Genomic DNA, 19,261 nt, shown 5'->3' with positions numbered 1-19,261 from the left:
GGGGCAACCTTATGGGGACGGCGGCGAGTACGCCGGATCACGAGGCGGGACGTCGGCGGCCCGGAAGACGAATTTTCGATATGACCAGAATCGGAATATGGTACCCAATGCGGTGCCGACCAGCAGGCCGGCGACGTTGTCGGCCGCCTGGCTCCGCAGCGCCGGCCAGATGTCGCCCAGCACGTAATGGCTGATCGCGAGGCAGGCCAGGGCGATGCCCAGGCCGATCGCGTTCAGCACGAAGAACGTGGTGTACTGCCGCGCCAGATGGGTGTGATCGCCGTGGCGCCAGGTCCAGTACCGGTTGCCGAAGAAGGCCAGGGTGGTCGCCACGATCGTGGAGATCGTCTTGGCGGTCAGCGTCTCGCTGCCGGTGTTCAGCAGCAGGTTGTAGATGAGCAGATCGATGGCGAACGCGATGCTGCCGACGGCGCTGAACTTGCCGATCTCCCGCACCAGCGCCCGCAGCCGGGTGCGCAGTCCGGACGGCCGCGGTGAGGTCGGGGGCACGGATGCGAGGGTACCGGGGTCGGACTCCCGGCGCTGGTCTCGTTGCACAACCTCAACCCGCGGTTCCGGCACGGTCACGCTGCCGGTACGGACCGTGTCGAAAGCTGTCGATCTCCCGGATCTCCGCGAGCCGGCCCCGGCACTCGGCGCAGCGCCCCAGGTGGGTCCGCATCCGGCGGGCGTCGCGAGGGGCGAGCCGGCCGCGCAGCTGCCCGCCCAGCCGCTCGCCGGCCCACCGGCACTCGGGGTGCTCGGCCGCGGTGACGTGCTGCTGGAGGTACAGGCTGCGCAGCCCCTCGCGGGCCCGGTGGGCGAGGACCGCCACCGCGTTCGGGGTCAGGCCCATCCGCGGGGCCAGCTCGGCCGGGGTGCTGCCCTCCACCTCGGTCTGCCACAGCACGTCCCGCCAGCGCGGCGGGAGCTGCCGGAACGCGGCCGCCGCGAAGCTGCGTTCCAGCTGGTCGAGGGCCGGGTCGGTGAACGGCTCGCCGGCGTCGTAGCGGCTCAGGTCGTCGGTGAACTCCAGCCGCCGGTCCGAGCGGGCGCGCTGGTAGCAGACGTGCCGCATGGTGGTGTGCAGGTAGGCGCGGAACGCGACCAGGGGGCCCCGGCCGGCCCGCAGCGACGCGAACACCTTGGCGAACGTCTCGGCGACCAGGTCGTCGGCGTCGGACGGGTCGCGCGCCAGGCCGTACGCGAACAGCCGCGCCGCCGCGTGGTGCCGCTCGTAGAGCGTCCCGTAGGCGGCGGCGTCGCCGGCCCGGACGGCGGCGAGCAGATCCGTGTCCGAGTCGGTGTTGCCCGGGGTCGTCATTCCGCCTCCGTTTGGCCGGAACTGCGAGGTAAGCCCGATTACGTGAAAGTCTAAGGCGTTAAGTCCAATTTGCGAAAGTTGTCGGGAGTGGCGGTTCGGCCGGCGCGGGTGCGCGCTCGTGCGCCAAGAGGCGAAGAATCAATCGTCATCGCGCACGGCGGCCAAAGATTGTGCGGTTGTCCACAGGTTCGACCGATGAACTGCATGGGTATGGGGCTTAACCTGATGTGACTCCCATGACTACCGCCGGAATATCCGGCCGGTCAGTCATTGGTCAGTGCCGACCGAAGGAGCTTCACCTTGTCTCACCCCCACACCTCGCACCCCCGCCTGCTGGCGTGGATCGACGAGGTCGCCGCCCTGACAACGCCCGACCGGATCGTCTGGTGTGACGGTTCGGACGACGAATGGACCACGCTGACCGACGCGCTCGTCGAGTCCGGCGCGCTGGTCCGGCTGGACCCGGAGAAGAAGCCCAACTCGTTCTGGGCGCGCACCGACCCGTCCGACGTGGCGCGCGTCGAGGAGCGCACCTTCATCTGCTCGGCCGACGAGGCCGACGCCGGTCCGACCAACAACTGGATGGACCCGGCCGAGATGAAGTCCCTGATGACCGAGCTGTACCGCGGCTCGATGAGGGGACGGACGATGTACGTCGTCCCGTTCTGCATGGGCCCGCTGGACGCCGACAACCCGATGTTCGGCGTGGAGCTCACCGACAGCCCGTACGTCGTGGCCAGCATGCGCATCATGACCCGGATGGGGGCCGAGGTCCTGAGCGCGATGGGTGACGACGCGGACTTCGTCCCGTGCCTGCACTCGATCGGCGCGCCGCTGGAGCCCGGACAGAGCGACGTCGCCTGGCCGTGCAACGAGACGAAGTACATCTCGCACTTCCCGGAGACCCGGGAGATCTGGTCGTTCGGTTCCGGGTACGGCGGCAACTCGCTGCTCGGCAAGAAGTGCTACGCCCTGCGCATCGCCAGCGTGGCCGCCCGGGACGAGGGCTGGCTCGCCGAGCACATGCTGATCATGAAGCTGACCTCGCCGGAGGGCGTGGTCCGCTACATCGCCGGCGCCTTCCCGTCGGCCTGCGGCAAGACCAACCTGGCCATGCTCGAGCCGACCCTGCCGGGCTGGAAGGTGGAGACCGTCGGCGACGACATCGCCTGGATGCGCTTCGGCGAGGACGGCCGGCTCTGGGCGACCAACCCGGAGTTCGGGCTGTTCGGCGTCGCGCCCGGCACCGACTTCCACACCAACCCGAACGCGATGCGCACGCTCGCCAAGGGCAACTCGGTCTTCACCAACGTGGCGCTGACCGACGACGGTGACATCTGGTGGGAGGGCATGGGCGAGCCGCCCGCGCACCTCACCGACTGGAAGGGCCAGGACTGGACGCCGGAGTCGGAGGCGCCGTCGAGCCACCCGAACAGCCGCTTCTGCACCCCGATCGAGCAGTGCCCGATCCTCGCCGACGAGTACCACGACCCGCGCGGCGTGCCGATCGACGCGATCCTGTTCGGTGGCCGCCGCAAGACCACGATCCCGCTGGTCACCGAGGCCCGCGACTGGGTGCACGGGGTCTACCTCGGCGCCACCCTGTCGTCCGAGACCACCGCGGCCGCGGTCGGCCAGGTCGGCGTGGTCCGCCGTGACCCGATGGCCATGCTGCCGTTCATCGGCTACCACGCCGGCGACTACTTCCAGCACTGGATCGACATGGCCAAGGGCGCCTCCGGCGACGCGTCCAAGCTGCCCAAGGTCTTCTACGTGAACTGGTTCCGCCGGGACGAGGACGGCGGGTTCCTCTGGCCGGGCTTCGGCGAGAACAGCCGGGTGCTCAAGTGGGTCTGCGAGCGCCTGGACGGCAAGGCCGACGCCCGCGAGACCGCGATCGGGCACGTCGCCACGCCGGAGTCGCTCGACCTGACCGGGCTGGACATCGACCAGGCCGCCCTGGAGGCCGTGCTGCGCGTCGACAAGGACGAGTGGCTGGCCGAGCTGCCGCAGGTCACCGAGTGGTTCGAGAAGTTCGGCGACAAGCTGCCGGCCGTGCTCTGGGCCGAGCTGGACGCGCTGCGCGCCCGGCTCGCCGACGCCTGACACGCTGCCCGCCCCTCACCCGAGGGGCGGGCGCCGTGAACGTTTCGCCGCATCTGGGCCGCCCCCGCTCGAGCACGCCGGCGGGGTGGCTACCCTTGCCGGTGATGAGTGTGCGTTCGCTGGTCTACTCCTTTTATGAGCGGCGGCTCGCCGGCAAATTGGCCGGCAAGCCGGTGCCCCGCCATGTCGGCGTCATGTGCGACGGCAACCGGCGCTGGGCCCGCGAGATGGGTTTCGTCGACCCCAACGACGGACACCGCGTCGGCGCCGTCCGGGTCAAGGACCTGCTCACCTGGTGCGACCAGTCCGGCATCGAGCACGTCACGCTCTATCTGCTGGCCACCGACAACCTGCAGCGCCCCGCCGCCGAGCTCGACCCGCTGGTGAAAATCATCGAGGACCTGGCGACCGAGCTGGCCGAGGAGGGCAACCCCTGGCGGCTGCGGATGGTCGGCGCGCTCGACATCCTGCCCGCCGCCACCGCGGCGACCCTCAAGGCCGCGCAGGAGAAGACCCAGGACCGCTCCGGCGGCGTCGAGGTCAACATGGCGGTCGGCTACGGCGGCCGGCGGGAGATCACCGACGCGGTGCGCTCGCTGCTCCAGCAGCACGCGGCGTCCGGCGGCACCCTGGAGGAGCTGGCCGAGATCCTCGACGTCGAGCACATCGCCGAGCACCTCTACACCCGCGGCCAGCCCGACCCCGACCTGGTCATCCGCACCAGCGGCGAGCAGCGGCTGTCCGGTTTCCTGCTCTGGCAGTCGGCGCACTCGGAGTTCTACTTCCACGACGCGAACTGGCCGGACTTCCGCCGCATCGACTTCCTGCGCGCCCTGCGCTCCTACGGCAACCGCCAGCGCCGTTACGGCGCCTGACGCCTTTTCCTTCGTGCGGCGCACGGTTGGCCGTTGACAAACCATGCCCGCTGCCGCGACGCCGTCCGCACCCTTGCGGATCTTTTTCTTGTACGACTGGCGGCTCTGTGGCAGTCGGCTCGCGATGCCCGGCCCACGCACGACCGCTGCGCGTGTCGTGCGGGTCCGCCTGGGGATCGCGAGGCTGCGGCCCACTCGTGACCGCTGCGCGAGCCGTGCGGATTCGTCGGGGGATCGGCTGCGGCTCACTCGTGGCCGCGGCGCGAGCCGCGGTCCGTGGAGCCGCGCGACTCGCGTCGGAGCGGTGCGCGGCCTTGCGTCACCACACGCGGGCCCGCACGACACGCGTTGCGGTCGTGCGTGGCCGCGGCCTCGCGGGCCGATTCGCACGGGGCTCCGAGTCGTACAAAATAAGCATCCGCGAGATTGCCGGCGGACATCGCGGCAGCGAGGTGGTCCGTCAAGCAGGAGGGGCCTAGAAGCGGTCGAGGCCGTCGGTGAGGAAAGCGGCCACCGCGGCCGGCGAGGCCAGGGTGAGGTCGGCGGCGCTGGACACCTCGGCGCCGGTCTCGTCGTTGGCCACCGCGATCGCCATCCCGAAGAACCCCGGGTCGACCGCCTCCCGCGCGCGCAGCGCGTCGAACGCCTTGATGTCGGACATGTCATCCCCGAAATACCACGCGCAGCCGGCGTCGCGGACGGCCTCGGTGATCACCATGCCCTTGTCCTGATCGACCGGCGGCTTCAGCTCGACGACCATGCGACCGTGCTGGATCGCCAGGCCGGCCCGCTCGGCGCGCTCGTGCGCCCACTGCTCGACCTCGGCGGCGCGCTCCGGGCACTCCCGATAGTGCAGGGCGACGGAGAGCCGCTTGAACTCCACCAGGACCGGCTTGGCCAGGGCGGCCTGCGCCTCGGCGGCCAGCTCGGCCATCGGGCGCTCGAACTCCAGGGCGGCCGGTTTGGTCACGATCTCGCCCTCGTGCAGCACCTCCAGGCCGTAGAGGCCGAAGAGGTCGACGTGCTCCAGGGCGGCGAACCGGGACCGCAGGAAGTCCACCGGACGGGCCGAGACGATCGCCACCCGGGCGACCCTGGCCGCCAGACGCTCCAGAACGGCGGGCACCTCGGGCACCGGCTGGGAGGCCGAAGGGTCTTTCGTGACGGGGGAGAGCACGCCGTCGAAATCGAAGAAGAACGTGGTCCGGGAGGCATGCTCGACGGTGCGCGCCCACGCGTGGTCGGCGCTCGCGGGATGGGTCGGACGCGGGGTCTCTGCCACGTCGCCAGACTACCCGCGGAAGGTCCTCTTTTATGCGCGGCGGAATTCGCGTGGGGCGAGCGTCACCCCGGGGTGCCCGATTTTGCGCACTACCGCAGGAGGCAGTTGACCGCTAGCGTTTGTGTCATGGCACGGGGTCATCCCGAGCCAGCCGGCCGGCCCGGACCTGCGACAACTTGCGCCACAGGGCCCGCAATCCGACCCTGTGCATGTGCCGGCGGCCGGAGGTGGCGGACCGCGGGTGGCGGGTTGCACGCCCGCTGGAGCAGGCCTGTGACATCTCGCCGTACCGATGCCGGTGTCGCCCCCTCATCCGACCCGGCCGACAAGGTGACCAAGACCCGTGCCACCGCCTCCCGCCGCAAGGTGCGGGACCGGCACGCCGATGCCGAACCCGCCCCCGCTGGCAAGGTCTTCGTCCTGGACACCTCGGTCCTGCTGTCCGACCCGGCGGCCTTCCGCCGGTTCACCGACCACGAGGTGATCGTTCCCCTCGTGGTCATCTCCGAACTGGAGGGCAAACGTCACCACCCCGAGCTCGGCTGGTTCGCCCGGCAGTCCCTGCGGATGCTGGACGAGCTGCGGATCAAGTTCGGCCGCCTGGACCAGCCGGTGCTCTGCAACGACGAGGGCGGCACGCTGCGTGTCGAGCTCAACCACGCGGATCAGAGCGTGCTCCCGCACGGCTTCCGCAACGACTCGAACGACACCCGGATCCTGTCGGTGGCGCTCGGGCTGGCGGCCGAGGGCCGCGACGTCACGCTGGTCAGCAAGGACATGCCGCTGCGGGTCAAGGCCGCCTCGGTCGGCCTGACGGCCGACGAGTACCGGCACGGCCAGGCCAGCGACCCCACCTGGACCGGCATGGCCGACCTGGAGCTGGGCGAGGACCAGGTGAAGGCGCTCTACTCCGGCGAGGAGCTGGAGGCCGAGGAGGCGGAGAACCTGCCCTGCCACACCGGCCTGGTGATCCACTCCGCGCGCGGCTCGGCGCTGGCCCGGGTCACCCCTGAGAAGACGGTGAAACTGGTCCGCGGCGACCGGGACGCCTTCGGTCTGCGGGGCCGCTCCGCCGAGCAGCGGGTGGCGCTGGACATCCTGCTCGACGAGAACATCGGGATCGTCTCGCTGGGCGGCAAGGCCGGCACCGGCAAGTCCGCGCTGGCGCTCTGCGCCGGCCTGGAGGCGACCATGGAGCGCAACCGCCACAAGAAAGTGGTGGTGTTCCGTCCTCTCTACGCGGTCGGCGGCCAGGAGCTCGGTTACCTGCCCGGCAGCGAGGCGGAGAAGATGTCGCCCTGGGCGCAGGCGGTCTTCGACACGCTCGGCGCCGTGGTGCACGCCAACGTTGTCGACGAGGTGATGGCCCGCGGCCTGCTGGAGGTGCTGCCGCTGACCCACATCCGGGGCCGCAGCCTGCACGACTCGTTCGTCATCGTGGACGAGGCCCAGTCGCTGGAACGCAACGTGCTGCTCACCGTCCTGTCCCGGATCGGGCAGAACTCCCGGGTGATCCTGACGCACGACGTGGCCCAGCGGGACAACCTGCGGGTCGGCCGGCACGACGGGGTGACGGCGGTGATCGAGGCGCTGAAGGGGCATCCGATCTTCGCCCACGTCACCCTCACCCGTTCGGAGCGCTCGCCGATTGCCGAGGTGGTTACGGACCTGTTGGAGGACATTCCCCTGTGAGGTGACGCCAGCGCGGATCTTTGTCCCGAATGAAGTAAAAAGTACGGTGACTAAAATCACAGATCCGCGCTGGCATTTCACATCGTCGTCACGCTGCGCCATGGTGTCTGGCGGGCACCGGCCATGGCGGACGTAGGAAGAGCGCGTCGTCGGGGTGCCCGTTCTTGCCCCCGACGAAGGGAACCTTCGTGAATCGGCTCTGGAGCCGGCTCGGAGTTCGCACGGCGTCTGTCGGTCTGCTGGTGGCGGGTCTCGGCGGTGGTGTGTACCTCGGTCAGGACCGCGACGACCAGCAGCAGAATGCCCAGTCCCAGCTGGTCATGCAGGCCAACGCCGAGGAGGTCCAGCTGCTGAAGGAGCGCCAGGCCGAGCATGCCGCGGCCCGGGCGTACCGGCGCACCGCCGAGGACGCCGCCGCCGCGAAGGCCGCCGTCGAGGCCAAGGCCGCCGCCACCAAGGCGCGCTCGCTGGAGAAGAAGGCGATCGCCGCCAAGGAGGCCGAGGAGAAGGCCGCCGCGGAGAAGAAGGCGGAGGAGACGGGTGGGCCGGTCGAGTTCACCGGGCCGATCCCGTCCTCGTGCAACGAGTACTCGGGTGCCAAGAAGACCGGCTGCGCGCTGATGCTCGACGCCGGTTTCAAGATCAGCCAGTTCCCCTGCCTGGAGAAGCTCTGGGACCGGGAGAGCGGCTGGAACTACAAGGCGACCAACAGCGGCTCCGGGGCGTACGGGATCCCGCAGGCGCTGCCGGGCAGCAAGATGGCCTCGGTCGCGGACGACTGGAAGACCAACCCGGCCACCCAGATCAAGTGGGGCCTCGGCTACATCGAGGGCCGCTACGACACTCCGTGCGGCGCCTGGAACCACTCCGAGAGCGTCGGCTGGTACTGAGCTGACGAAGGGGCCGCGCGGCATGCCGCGCGGCCCCTTCTGCTGTGATCAAATGTCCGTATGGTCCGGATTGTCGCCTCGGTTCTGCTGGCAGCCGCCGTCGCGGTCACGCCGGCTCCCGCGGTCGCGAGCGGCCGTCCCGTCCTCGAGGTGGTCGGCGGCAACGTCGCCAAGGCCGGCGAGTTTCCCTGGGTGGTCCGGCTCTCGATGGGCTGCGGCGGCGCGCTGACCGCGCCCCGGGTGGTGCTCACCGCCGGGCACTGCGTCGACGCCACCGGGGTGAACAAGAAGATCACGGTGACCGCCGGGGTGACCGATCTGAAGGCGAAGAACGCGGTCACCGCGCACTCGGTCGAGGTGATCCGCGCGCCCGGCTTCCAGACCGAGACCCGCGGCGACGACTGGGCCGTGGTCAAGCTCGACCGGGTGCTCACCCTGCCCACCCTCGACCTGGTCCCGGACGCGAGCGCCGACCAGGGCGACGTCACCGTGATGGGCTGGGGGCAGACCCGGGAGGGGTCGCTGCGGCAGGAGCGCAAGCTGCACTACGCCACGGTGCCCACCATCCCGGACGCGACCTGCGCCAAGGCGTACCTCGCGGCGAAGGTCACCCTGGTCCGGACCGACTCGATCTGCGCCGGCCGGCACGGGGTGGACACCTGCCAGGGCGACTCCGGCGGGCCGATGGTGCGCCGCGCCCGCGACGGGCGCTGGGCCCAGGTCGGCATCGTGAGCTGGGGGCTGGGCTGCGCCCGGGACGCGTACCCGGGGGTCTACACGCAGATCTCCAAGTTCCGCACGGCCATCCTGGCGGCCACCCGCAAGCTGTCCTGACTGGCCGGGGGTGCGCCCGCCTGGGAGCATCGAGGGATGAGTTGGGCCCCCGAGACGCGTGGCGACGCCGCGGCGAAGTTCGGCACCGAGGCTTTCTACGCCTCCCTGGGTCGCGCGTTCGTCACCATGTGCGCGATCATCCCGATCCTGTTCCTCATCGAGGCGCTCGACGTGGCCGTCGGCGCCGGCACCCTGGACGTGGCCGGCGGCATCAAGCCCTGGCACCTGGACGGCCTGGACGGCGTGCTGTTCAGCCCGTTCCTGCACGCCGGCTGGGACCATCTGTACGGCAACGCGGTGCCGCTCATCCTGGTCGGCACGTTCGCGCTGGCCGGCGGCGCGCGCCGGTTCATCTGGTCGACGCTGACCATCATGCTGATCAGCGGCGTCGGCGTCTGGCTGATCGGCGACCCGGGCACCGTGGTGGTCGGCGCCAGCGGCGTCATCTTCGGTTACCTCGGCCTGCTCGTCGGCCGCGGCCTGGTCGAGCACAGCTGGTGGAACCTGGCGGTCGCCGCCTTCATCGGACTGCTCTACTGGTACCAGGTCTACAACATCCTCCCGACCGACCGCGCCGTCTCCTGGCAGGGCCACCTGCTCGGCCTGATCGGCGGCTTCGTGGCGGCCTTCCTGTTCCGGCGGCGCTGATTCGGTGTCGCAGCGTGTCGGCCCCGTGACCTGACGCTGTGATGTTCTCCACTGTGAACACGTCACGGGGGATCACGTTCGCCTGGCTGGGCCATCCGTCCACGGTGGTCGCACTCGCCGTCCTGGTCATCAACGACCACCTGCTCAAAGCCACGTTCCCGGGCCCGCTGACCGGCAAGCTCAGCGACGTCGCCGGGCTGGTGCTGGCGCCGCCGCTGCTCGCGGTGCTGGCCACGCTGATCGCGCCGCGCCTGTCGGCACGCCGCACCGGGCAGATCGCGATGCTCACGGTCGCGGCCGGTTTCGGTCTGGTCAAAGCTTTCCCGTACGCCGCGCAGCTCGCCTCCGCGGCCTGGAGCCTGGTGACGCCGTCCCTGGTCCGGGCCGACGTGACCGACCTGCTGGCCCTGCCGGCGCTGGCCGTGTCGTGGTGGTCGCTCGGGCGCGCGCACCGCACCCCGGTCCGCCTCGGCCCGCGCCGCTTCCGGGCGTTGCGGGTGGCGGTGCTGCTGCCACTGGCCCTGACCGGGGTGGCCGCCACCTCGGCGTCCTACGTGTTCGAGGCGCAGCGGGTCGAGGTCGCCGACGGCCGGATCTATCTCGGTGCCGGCTACTCGTGGGGCGAGGTCAAGAGCTGGGGGGTGAGCCGCGACGGCGGCCGGACCTGGACCCGGGCCGAGGCGCCGCCCGCCGGTGACCGGGAGCCCGAGTCGTGCGCCGGCGAGGTCTGCTACCGGGCGGCGCCCGGCGCGCTCGGGGTGCAGAGCCGTGCCGGCTACGGGCCGTGGACCACCAGCTGGGGGTTCGGTCCGCGGGACCGGTGGACGCTGTACCGGGCGTACGGCGACCTCGACGACATCGACCGCCAGCTCTCCACCGTCGACGTCGTGACCGCACCGGCGGCCGGCGGCTACCTCGTGGCGGCGGCGAACGGGCGCGACGGGTTCGCCCTGCGCGACACCACCGGCGCCTGGCACCGGATCGGGTTCCCCTGGCTGGGCGACGAGCGCCTCGTGCCGTACCAACTGCCCGACGACCGGGTGCTGTCGATCGACCGCTGGTACGCGGGAATCCTGGCCGGATTCCTCACCGTGGCGGCCCTGCTGATCGGCTGCGTCCAGATCGCGAAACGGGCCGGCGCCCAGGGCAAGGCGTGGGAGCTCGCCACCCCGGTCCTGCTGCTCGGGCCGCCGGTGCTGCTGCTGGAGGTACTCGGCCGGGCCGACCCGAACCAGGTGATGGGCTGGTTGGGTTTCGCGGGCGCCGTGCCGCTGGCCGGGCTCAGCGCGATCGTCCTGGTCGTCGCGCTGACCCGGACCGTCCCGCGCCTGGTCCGCCGGGGCCGGTGGCTCGGCGGCGCCGCCCTGGTGACCGGGCTCGCCGCGGCGGCCGACCTGCTGATCTTCGAGGTGTGGACGGACACCGGCGTGGAGCATGTCCTGCCCCTGATCCTCGGCGACCTCGCGGTGTTCGGCCTGAGCCTGCTCGCTCTGCACCGGCTGGCGGCGAGCGCCGGGGTGACGCCCTGGCCACCGATGCGCGGCCCGCTCTGGCTGACCGGCCGCGTCATGTGAGCGACGGGCCGGGGCGGTGCCCTCGACATCGATCGCGCCGCGCTGTCCCCGGCCGTCGCTTCCCGCGCCGTCCGGTCGCTGCTTCCCTGCGCGATTTCCGGCCGTTTCCTGTATTTCCGGCCGCCGGAGACGGCGCGGCGACGGCCCGGTGGTCCGGGCCGTCGCCGCGTGGGCCGCCGACCCCGGTCAGATGATCGGGTCGTCGCCGATCGGGACGGTGGGCAGGTGGCCGTCGAAGTCGACCGCCGAGTACAGCGCGAGTTTCTCCAGGCGGTGGTAGGAGTCGATGACCCGGATCGTGCCGCTCTTCGAGCGCATCACGATCGACTGGGTGTGCGCGCCGCCGGAGCGGTAGCGCACGCCCTTGAGCAGGTCGCCCGAGGTGACGCCGGTCGCCACGAAGAAGCAGTTGTCGCCGGTGACCAGGTCGTCGGTGGTGAGCACCCGGTCCAGGTCGTGGCCGCCGTCGATCGCCTTCTGCCGCTCCGCCTCGTCGCGCGGCCACAGCTTCGCCTGGATCATGCCGCCCAGACACTTGATCGCACAGGCCGCGGTGATGCCCTCCGGCGTGCCGCCGATGCCCATCAGCACGTCGACGTCGGACTCGGCCCGGGCCGCCGAGATCGCCCCGGCGATGTCGCCGTCCGAGATGAACTTGATGTTCGCCCCGGCCTGCCGCACCTCCTCGACCAGCCGCGCGTGCCGCGGCCGGTCCAGGATGCAGACGGTCACGTCGGAGACGCTGGACCGTTTCGCCTTGGCGATCCGGCGCAGGTTCTCCGCCGTGCCGGCGTTGATGTCGATCACGTCGGCGCAGTCCGGGCCGACCGCGATCTTGTCCATGTAGAAGACCGCGCTCGGGTCGAACATCGCCCCCCGCTCGGCGACCGCGAGCACCGCGACCGCGCCGGGCATGCCCTTGCTCATCAGCGTGGTGCCGTCGACCGGGTCGACCGCGACGTCCACCTCCGGGCCGGTGCCGTCGCCGACCAGCTCCCCGTTGAAGAGCATCGGCGCTTCGTCCTTCTCACCCTCACCGATCACCACGACGCCGCGCATCTGGATCGAGTTGATGAGCTTGCGCATGGCGTCGACGGCGGCGCCGTCACCGCCGTTCTTGTCGCCGCGGCCGACCCAGCGGCCGGCCGCCATGGCGGCCGCCTCGGTCACACGGACCAGGTCGAGGGCGATGTTGCGGTCGAGATCCTGGGGAACCCGGGCAGGCATGTCGGCCTCCTCGCGTCGTTGCGGGGCTGGTGGTTCCCCCGATCCTGGCATCTCGGCCCGGCCAAGTCCCGGTTCAGCGACATGGTTAACAGTCCCCGCCGGGCCCGCCCCCGCAATCGCGTCCGGCGACATGGGCGACAATGGGCCTCGTGGAACCCGCTGCAACCGAGACCGTGCCCGCCCAGCCCCGCCTGACGAAACGGGAGGGCCGGTCGCCGCGCGACATGGCGCTGTCCCTGCTGGTGCTCATGGTGCCGATCGCGCTGCTGCTCGTGTTCTACCGGGTGGTGCTCAGCGGCGACGAGCCGCTGACCGTCGACCCGGGCTCCTCGATCGAACTCGCGTCGAAGGAGTTCACCGTGCTGACACCGACCGGCCTGGGCGACGACTGGCGGGTCACGGCGGCCGCGTTCAAGCGGGAGAACGGCGGGGCGACCCTGCGCCTGGGTTATGTCGACCCGGACGACGCCCCGGTCCAGGTGGTGGAGAGCACCGTCGCGTCGGCCACCCTGGTCCCGGCCGAGGTCGGCAAGGACGGCAAGCGGACCGGCGTCTTCCGCACCGACGACCACGCCTGGATGATCTACACCGGCCGGCCCGGCGAGACCGCGTACATCCTCGCCGAGGGCACCCGCACCGTCCTGATCGTCGGCGGATCCTCCGAGGCGAACCTGCAGAAGCTGGCCGCCTCCCTGAAATAGCCGCCGGCCGCGGCGCCCACCCGGTCGTGCCCGCGGCGCGGTCAGCCGGCGGTGCGGGCGGCCCGGGCCGCGTCGATGCGCTCGCGGGCGCCGTCGAGCCACCGCTGGCAGACGTCGGCCAGTTTCTCCCCGCGCTCCCACAGGGCCAGGGACTCCTCCAGGCTGCCGCCGCCCTGCTCCAGCCGCGCCACCACCTCGGCCAGCTCGGTCCGCGCCTGCTCGTAGCTGAGACTCTCGTCGCTCATGCCGCCCCCTCCGCCGCGCTCCGGCCCCGCCCTGAGCGGACAACTGTGCCTGGTGACTCGCCCGCAAGCTCGCTCATGCGCCCTCTCCCGCCGTGACCACCGCGGTCACCGAACCCTCGGCCAGCCGGACCCGCAACGGATCCCCCTCGCCCACCTCACCGGCCGCGCGCACCACGTGCCCGTCGCCACGCTGCACGATCGCATAACCCCGCTCCAGGGTGGCCAGCGGCGACAGCGCGCGCAGCCGGGCCAGGGTGTGCCGCAGCTCGTCGTCGGCACGGCGCACCCGGTGCTCCAGGCTGCGCCCGGCCCGGTCGCGCAGCGCGACCACCTCGTCGGACCGCTGCTCCACCAGCGTCTCCGGGCGGGCCAGCACCGGGCGGGAGCGCCACGCCTCGATCCGGTGCTCCTCCCGGTCGATCATGCTGAGCACCGCGCGGTCCAGCCGCTGCCGGGCCTGCCCGATCAGCCGCAGCTCGTCGGCGAGGTCCGGGACGATCCGCTTGGCGGCGTCGGTCGGGGTGGAGGCGCGCAGGTCGGCGACGTAATCCAGCAGCGGGGTGTCGGTCTCGTGGCCGATCGCGCTGACCACCGGGGTGCGTGCCGCGAACACCGCCCGGCACAGCCCCTCGTCGGAGAACGGCAGCAGGTCCTCCACGCTGCCGCCGCCCCGGGCGATCACGATCACGTCGACCGTCTCGTCGTCGTCGAGCACCTTGAGCGCGTTGACGATCTGGGGCACCGCGTTGGGTCCCTGCACGGTGGCGTGGGCGACCCGGAACTGGGCGGCCGGCCAGCGACGCCGCACATTCATCAGCACGTCCCGCTCGGCCGCCGTGTTCTGCCCGGTGATCAGGCCGATCCGGGCCGGCAGGAACGGCAGCCGCCGCTTGCGCTCCCGGGCGAACAGGCCCTCGGCGGCGAGCAGTTTTTTCAGCCGCTCCAGCCGGGCCAGCAGCTCGCCGAGCCCGACCTGGCGGATCTCGTCGGCGCGCAGGCTCAGCGTGCCGCGGGCCGGGTAGAACTCCGGCTTGGCGTGCATCGTCACCCGGGCGCCCTCGGACAGCTCGGGCGCGCCCATCTCCAGCACGTCGCGGTGCACGGTGACGGTCAGGCTCAGGTCGGCGGACGGGTCCCGCAGCGTCAGGAAGACCACGCCGGACCCGGCCCGGCGGCTGATCTGGGCCACCTGGCCGTCCACCCAGACCCAGCCGAGCTTGCTGATCCAGGCGCCCACTTTCTGACTGACCACACGCACCGGCCACGGCTCCTCGGGGGAGCTTTTCGGCGGGCCGGCGGCGGCCTGGGTCTCGGTCACCCGGCCAGACTAGGTCAGCCCACCGACATTTTCGTCCGCGCGATGCTGCGCCACGTAGACGCGTGCCTCCGCGTGCCGCCCCAGCTCCGCCGCCGCGACGCCGCCCGCCGGCTCGGCGCCCCCGGCCGGGGGCGCCTCCGCGTGCCGGCCCACGTAGCCGGCCAGGTCGACCGGGGTACGCCGCTCCGGCAGGCAGCGCTCGGCCGTCCGCACCACGACCAGCGCCAGCGTCCCGGCGCACAGCCAGAACACCAGGTCGAAGACGAGATGGCGGCCGTCGGCGCGGATCCCGCCGGCGGTCTGCAGAAACGGGTACGGATAACCGCGCCACCCGGCGTCGCGATCGGCGACCCGCAGCAACCCCAGCCCGAACCCGGCCACCCCGGCCGCCGTCGCGATCAGCTGCCCGGCCCGGCTCGCCCCGACCCGGTGCAGCCCCAGCAGAATCATCCCGCCGAGCGTCACCGTCACGTGGAACACCCGGTACGTCGTGCCGTCCCCGCCGCAGGCCAGGTTCAGCAGCCCGATCCCGAACAGGAACCAGCCGGCCATCACCCGCAGCACCGTCGGGATCGAGGGCCACCCGTCGTCCCGCTCGGCACTCATGATCCCGATTATCCCGTTGGTAACCCCCGTTACGGGCTGAAACGGATCAATCGGCCACCGGGTGCCCGGCCGTCCGTACCGAAAGATCCTGAACGAATCGGTGAGCGCCCGCTGTGGCGGTGGTCGCAGCCGGGCGGGGCGCGGAGCGGGGCACGTACCATGGCCGGGTGACTGAACCTCGTAAGCGGGTGTTGCTCGCCAAGCCGCGTGGCTACTGCGCCGGTGTCGACCGCGCCGTGCAGACCGTCGAGGAGGCGCTGAAGCTGTACGGCGCCCCGGTCTACGTGCGCAAGCAGATCGTGCACAACAAGCACGTGGTCAGCACGCTGGAGGCCCGCGGCGCGATCTTCGTGGAGGAGAACTACGAGGTGCCCGAGGGCGCCACCGTGGTGTTCTCCGCGCACGGCGTCGCCCCCGAGGTGCACGAGCAGGCCCGCGAGCGCAAGCTCAAGGCGATCGACGCCACCTGCCCGCTGGTCACCAAGGTGCACCACGAGGCGAAACGGTTCGCCGCCGAGGACTACGACATCCTGCTGATCGGTCACGAGGGGCACGAGGAGGTCATCGGCACGTCCGGTGAGGCGCCCGCGCACATCCAGCTGGTCGACGGCCCCGACGACGTGGACAACGTGGTGGTCCGCGACCCGGCCAAGGTCGTCTGGCTGTCGCAGACCACGCTCTCGGTCGACGAGACCATGGAGACCGTGGCCCGGCTCAAGACCCGGCTGCCGCTGCTGCAGTCGCCGCCCAGCGACGACATCTGCTACGCCACCTCCAACCGGCAGCACGTGATCAAGGAGATCGCGCCGGAGTGCGACGTGGTGATCGTGGTCGGCTCGACGAACTCGTCGAACTCGGTGCGCCTGGTCGAGGTCGCCCTCGGCGCCGGCGCCCGCGCCGGGCACCTGGTCGATTACGCCGCGGAGATCCAGGACGAGTGGCTGGAGGGCGTCACCACGGTCGGCGTCTCATCCGGCGCGAGCGTCCCGGACGAGCTGGTCATGGAGGTCCTCGCGCACCTCGCGGAGCGGGGTTTCGGCGAGGTCACCGAGTTCACCACCGCGGAGGAGCGGCTCACCTTCTCCCTCCCGCAGGAGCTGCGCAGGGACATGAAGGCCGCGGAAGCCGCGAAGGCGGCGGCCGCTAGCTGAGCTCCGGGGCCTGCGGCTGGCGCGGCGCGATCTCGATCTGCGGTGGCTGCGCCAGCTCCTCGTCGGACACCCCCATCTCGGCCAGCTTGCGGGCGCTGACCAGCACCCGGGACTCCAGCGAGCCGACCGCCTTGTTGTACGCGCTGACCGCCCCGTTCAGCGACACCCCCAGCCGGCTCACGTGCTCGCCCAGCGTCGCCAGCCGGCCGTAGAGCTCCCTCGCCAGGCTGTGCACCGCGACCGCGTTGCCGGTCAGCGTCTCCTGCCGCCAGGAGAACGCCACGGTGCGCAGCATCGCGATCAGCGTGGCCGGGGTGGCCAGCACCACGTTGCGACGGAACGCGTACTCCATCAGGACCGGGTCGCGTTGCAGCGCCGCGTCCAGGAACGGGTCGGCCGGCACGAACAGCACCACGAAGTCGGGGCTGGACGCGAACGCGGTCCAATACTGTTTCGCCGAGAGGGCGTCCACGTGTGCCCGCAGGTGCCGGGCGTGCTGGTCCAGATAGAGATCGCGGTCCCGCTCGTCGCGCGCCTCCATGGCGGACAGGTAGCCCTCCAGCGGCGCTTTCGCGTCGACCACCACGGTGCGGCCGCCGTGCAGCCGGACCACCAGGTCGGGCCGCACCCCCTGGGCGTCGGTCTCGCCGGTCACCTGCTCGGCGAAGTCGCAGTGCTCCAGCAGCCCGGCCGCCTCCACGATGCGGCGCAGCTGATGCTCGCCCCAGCGGCCGCGCACCTGCGGGGTGCGCAGCGCCGACACCAGCTGCCGGGTCTCGCCGCGCAGCTCGGTGGAGACGGTGCCCATCGCCCGCACCTGCTCGCGCAGCTCCGCGTAGGCGTCCACCCGGTCCCGCTCCAGCTCGGCGACCCGCTGCTCATAGCGCCGCAGGGTGTCCTGCAACGGCGCGACCGCCCGGGCCACCGCCTCCTGCGACTGGGCGGTCGCCTCATAGGACAGCGCCCGCATCGACTGCTCCAGCCGCTGCTCACCGTCGCGGGCGGCGGCCACCGTGGCCTCCAGCCGGGCGATGTCGGCGGCCGCCCGGGCGCGGGCGGCCAGCCAGCCCAGGGCGGCGCCGGCCAGCAGACAGACCAGGATCACGGCGAGCGTCGAGAACGTCACCACCGCAGATTGCCAGAAGGGTGCGACAAGACCGCCCGGAGTACCTTGGGGAACATGAACGGCGTGTTGCTCATCCTGGCCATCGTCGCGATCGTCGCCCTGATCGTCGTCGGCGTTCAACGCGGCGGCAGCAAAACCCAGCAGACCCAGCTCGCCGACGCCCGCGCCGACGCGCAGCGGTGGTATGAGCGGCTCGGCGGCCAGGTGATGAACCTGCACGCCGACGAGCCCGCCGCCCGGCAGGCCCTGGCCGACGCCGGCGAGCGGTACAACGCCGCCGGCGGCCAGCTCCAGCAGGCCACCACGGTGCGTCAGTTCGAGCTGGCCCGCGAGTCCGCCCTGGAGGGCCTGGCCTACGTGCGGGCCGCCCGGCTCGCGATGGGCCTCGACCCCGGCCCCGACCTGCCCCCGCTGGCCGCCGCCCGCGGCAGCGGCCAGCTCACCCAGGAGCGCGAGGTCAGCGTGCAGGGCCACGCCTACAAGGCGGGTCCGCGCCCCGGCCCGGACACTCCGTACTACTACCCCGGCGGCCGCGTGCAGGGCCGCCCGGTCCCGGCCGGGTGGTATTCGACGCCCGTCTGGAAGACCGCGCTCGGCGCCGGCGCCGGTGTCCTCGGCGGCATGCTGATCTTCGACGCGCTGTTCTCCCCGGCCTTCGGCGACGTCGGCGGGTACGCCGACGGCTACCAGGACGGTTTCCAGGACGGCGGCGACTTCGACGGCGGTGGCGACGTCAACAGCCTCGGCGACCTCGGCGGCGGCGACACCGGCGGCGGTGGTGACTGGGGTGGCGGCGACTGGGGTGGCGGCGACTTCGGTGGCGACTTCGGCGGAGACTTCTGACCCGTCCGGCACGGCAGGCGGGCCACCCGAGATCCGCTGCCCGTCCGGTCCGCCAGTTTCCGGTACGGCCCCAGGGCCGCTGCTGGGCGCGGCGCTTCCGGGCGTACCGGAAATCGGTGGTCCGTGGCGGAGCGGACCGAAAGGACAAAGGCGGGCCTTGCGGGCCCGCCTTGTCCGTTTCACCAGGGTCGTGGATCGGAACGGGCGTTGCGGGCCCGCCTCGTGTCCTTCACCAGGGTTGCGGTGGGCGGACGGCCGCGGCCGGTTGAGGGTACGGGTGCAGCCGGCGCACCAGCTCGTGCCGCAGCGCCCGCGGACCCGGCCAGATCTGGGTCAGGTCGGCGACGAAGGCCTGCCCGCGTTCCGTGACGGCGACGGCCGGCCACCCGGCGCCGGAGCCCTGCACCGGATGGACGGCGTCCATGTCCACCGGGACGACCTCGAGCACCGTGCGCAGCCCGCTGCGCCGCACCGTCACGGCGGCCACGTCCGGCCAGGCCAGCAGCACCGGGTCGCTGCCCTGCGCGGCCAGCTCCAGCCCACCGGCCGACACCCGCACCCAGGTGGTCAGCGCGGCGCGCGCGGACAGCGAGTAGCACGCGGCGACCGCGGCGCCGACGACGACCGCCTGCGCCGCGGTCACCCACCACGGATCGCCGCTGCCCCGCGCGAGCCGGCTCACGATCGGGGAGACCAGCAGGTACGACACCATCAGCACGGCGAACACCGCGACGAACGTCCGGGCCGGCGACGACCGGAACAGCACGGTGTCACCGGCCGGCGCCTCGACCTCCTCCGGGGCGATCGGCATGTCTCCTA

At 71.9% G+C, this 19,261-nt stretch carries 19 protein-coding genes; 10 read left to right on the top strand and 9 right to left on the bottom strand.

Translation table 11 applies throughout. The features are described from left to right. Positions 1-9: 9 nt before the first annotated feature. Positions 10-510, bottom strand: coding sequence for a GtrA family protein (locus tag Aiant_RS17605; protein WP_229829808.1), 501 nt, complete (start codon positions 508-510; stop codon positions 10-12). 52 nt (positions 511-562) lie between these two features. Then, positions 563-1,324, bottom strand: coding sequence for a sigma-70 family RNA polymerase sigma factor (locus tag Aiant_RS17600; protein ID WP_189328467.1), 762 nt, complete (start codon positions 1,322-1,324; stop codon positions 563-565). A 300-nt stretch (positions 1,325-1,624) separates the two neighbouring features. On the opposite strand from Aiant_RS17600, the gene Aiant_RS17595 reads away from it, so the two are divergent. Continuing rightward, entirely contained in the window at positions 1,625-3,430 is a 1,806-nt protein-coding gene (locus Aiant_RS17595) for a phosphoenolpyruvate carboxykinase (GTP) (RefSeq protein ID WP_189328468.1), read from the top strand. A gap of 104 nt (positions 3,431-3,534) precedes the next feature. Beyond that, positions 3,535-4,305: an isoprenyl transferase gene (locus Aiant_RS17590; RefSeq protein ID WP_189328469.1), complete on the top strand. Its 771-nt coding sequence runs from the start codon at positions 3,535-3,537 to the stop codon at positions 4,303-4,305. A gap of 475 nt (positions 4,306-4,780) precedes the next feature. Here the strand turns inward: Aiant_RS17590 and otsB are convergent, their stop codons facing one another. Then, the gene (gene otsB, locus Aiant_RS17585; RefSeq protein WP_189328470.1) at positions 4,781-5,587 is read right to left on the bottom strand and encodes a trehalose-phosphatase; all 807 of its coding nucleotides are present in this window, start codon (positions 5,585-5,587) and stop codon (positions 4,781-4,783) included. A gap of 273 nt (positions 5,588-5,860) precedes the next feature. On the opposite strand from otsB, the gene phoH2 reads away from it, so the two are divergent. The 5 genes from phoH2 to Aiant_RS17560 all read left to right on the top strand — a co-directional run bounded on the left by phoH2 (position 5,861) and on the right by Aiant_RS17560 (position 11,225). Continuing rightward, positions 5,861-7,279: an RNA 5'-3' helicase PhoH2 gene (gene phoH2 / locus Aiant_RS17580; RefSeq protein WP_189328471.1), complete on the top strand. Its 1,419-nt coding sequence runs from the start codon at positions 5,861-5,863 to the stop codon at positions 7,277-7,279. A 188-nt stretch (positions 7,280-7,467) separates the two neighbouring features. After that, the gene (locus tag Aiant_RS17575) at positions 7,468-8,169 is read left to right on the top strand and encodes an aggregation-promoting factor C-terminal-like domain-containing protein (RefSeq protein WP_189328472.1); all 702 of its coding nucleotides are present in this window, start codon (positions 7,468-7,470) and stop codon (positions 8,167-8,169) included. A 60-nt stretch (positions 8,170-8,229) separates the two neighbouring features. Further along, positions 8,230-9,003 carry a S1 family serine peptidase gene (locus Aiant_RS17570; protein ID WP_189328473.1) on the top strand — a complete coding sequence of 258 codons (774 nt, stop codon included), beginning with the start codon at positions 8,230-8,232 and terminating at the stop codon, positions 9,001-9,003. A gap of 36 nt (positions 9,004-9,039) precedes the next feature. Next, positions 9,040-9,651, top strand: coding sequence for a rhomboid family intramembrane serine protease (locus Aiant_RS17565; protein WP_189328474.1), 612 nt, complete (start codon positions 9,040-9,042; stop codon positions 9,649-9,651). Between the two features lie 53 nt (positions 9,652-9,704). Further along, on the top strand, positions 9,705-11,225 hold the full coding sequence (locus tag Aiant_RS17560; RefSeq protein ID WP_189328475.1) for a hypothetical protein: 1,521 nt from the start codon (positions 9,705-9,707) through the stop codon (positions 11,223-11,225). A 186-nt stretch (positions 11,226-11,411) separates the two neighbouring features. On the opposite strand, the gene glpX is transcribed toward Aiant_RS17560, so the two are convergent. Further along, positions 11,412-12,452 carry a class II fructose-bisphosphatase gene (gene glpX, locus Aiant_RS17555; protein WP_189328476.1) on the bottom strand — a complete coding sequence of 347 codons (1,041 nt, stop codon included), beginning with the start codon at positions 12,450-12,452 and terminating at the stop codon, positions 11,412-11,414. Between the two features lie 140 nt (positions 12,453-12,592). Between glpX and Aiant_RS17550 the strand changes: the two genes are divergently transcribed. After that, positions 12,593-13,153 (top strand): DUF4245 domain-containing protein, encoded by a 561-nt coding sequence (locus tag Aiant_RS17550; protein ID WP_229829809.1) that lies wholly within the window; start codon positions 12,593-12,595, stop codon positions 13,151-13,153. A 41-nt stretch (positions 13,154-13,194) separates the two neighbouring features. Here the strand turns inward: Aiant_RS17550 and Aiant_RS17545 are convergent, their stop codons facing one another. The 3 genes from Aiant_RS17545 to Aiant_RS17535 all read right to left on the bottom strand — a co-directional run bounded on the left by Aiant_RS17545 (position 13,195) and on the right by Aiant_RS17535 (position 15,322). Beyond that, positions 13,195-13,398, bottom strand: coding sequence for an exodeoxyribonuclease VII small subunit (locus Aiant_RS17545; RefSeq protein ID WP_189328477.1), 204 nt, complete (start codon positions 13,396-13,398; stop codon positions 13,195-13,197). A gap of 73 nt (positions 13,399-13,471) precedes the next feature. Next, a complete protein-coding gene (gene xseA, locus Aiant_RS17540; RefSeq protein WP_189328478.1) occupies positions 13,472-14,716 on the bottom strand; it encodes an exodeoxyribonuclease VII large subunit in 1,245 nt (414 codons plus the stop codon). A 9-nt stretch (positions 14,717-14,725) separates the two neighbouring features. Further along, positions 14,726-15,322 (bottom strand): hypothetical protein, encoded by a 597-nt coding sequence (locus Aiant_RS17535; RefSeq protein WP_189328479.1) that lies wholly within the window; start codon positions 15,320-15,322, stop codon positions 14,726-14,728. Positions 15,323-15,489: 167 nt separating this feature from the next. On the opposite strand from Aiant_RS17535, the gene Aiant_RS17530 reads away from it, so the two are divergent. Beyond that, positions 15,490-16,473: a 4-hydroxy-3-methylbut-2-enyl diphosphate reductase gene (locus Aiant_RS17530; RefSeq protein WP_229829810.1), complete on the top strand. Its 984-nt coding sequence runs from the start codon at positions 15,490-15,492 to the stop codon at positions 16,471-16,473. Here the strand turns inward: Aiant_RS17530 and Aiant_RS17525 are convergent. Next, complete coding sequence (locus Aiant_RS17525) at positions 16,466-17,599, bottom strand: DNA recombination protein RmuC (RefSeq protein ID WP_189328480.1); 1,134 nt, start codon at positions 17,597-17,599, stop codon at positions 16,466-16,468. The genes Aiant_RS17530 and Aiant_RS17525 overlap by 8 nt on opposite strands. 54 nt (positions 17,600-17,653) lie before the next feature. On the opposite strand from Aiant_RS17525, the gene Aiant_RS17520 reads away from it, so the two are divergent. Further along, entirely contained in the window at positions 17,654-18,442 is a 789-nt protein-coding gene (locus tag Aiant_RS17520) for a hypothetical protein (protein WP_189328481.1), read from the top strand. A 229-nt stretch (positions 18,443-18,671) separates the two neighbouring features. On the opposite strand, the gene Aiant_RS17515 is transcribed toward Aiant_RS17520, so the two are convergent. After that, positions 18,672-19,253, bottom strand: coding sequence for a hypothetical protein (locus Aiant_RS17515; RefSeq protein WP_189328482.1), 582 nt, complete (start codon positions 19,251-19,253; stop codon positions 18,672-18,674). Positions 19,254-19,261: the final 8 nt, after the last annotated feature.

The organism is Actinoplanes ianthinogenes, assembly GCF_018324205.1.
GTDB lineage: Bacteria > Actinomycetota > Actinomycetes > Mycobacteriales > Micromonosporaceae > Actinoplanes > Actinoplanes ianthinogenes.
The sequence above is the reverse complement of the archived record's forward strand: the minus strand, read 5'-3'. Positions and strand labels throughout refer to the sequence as shown.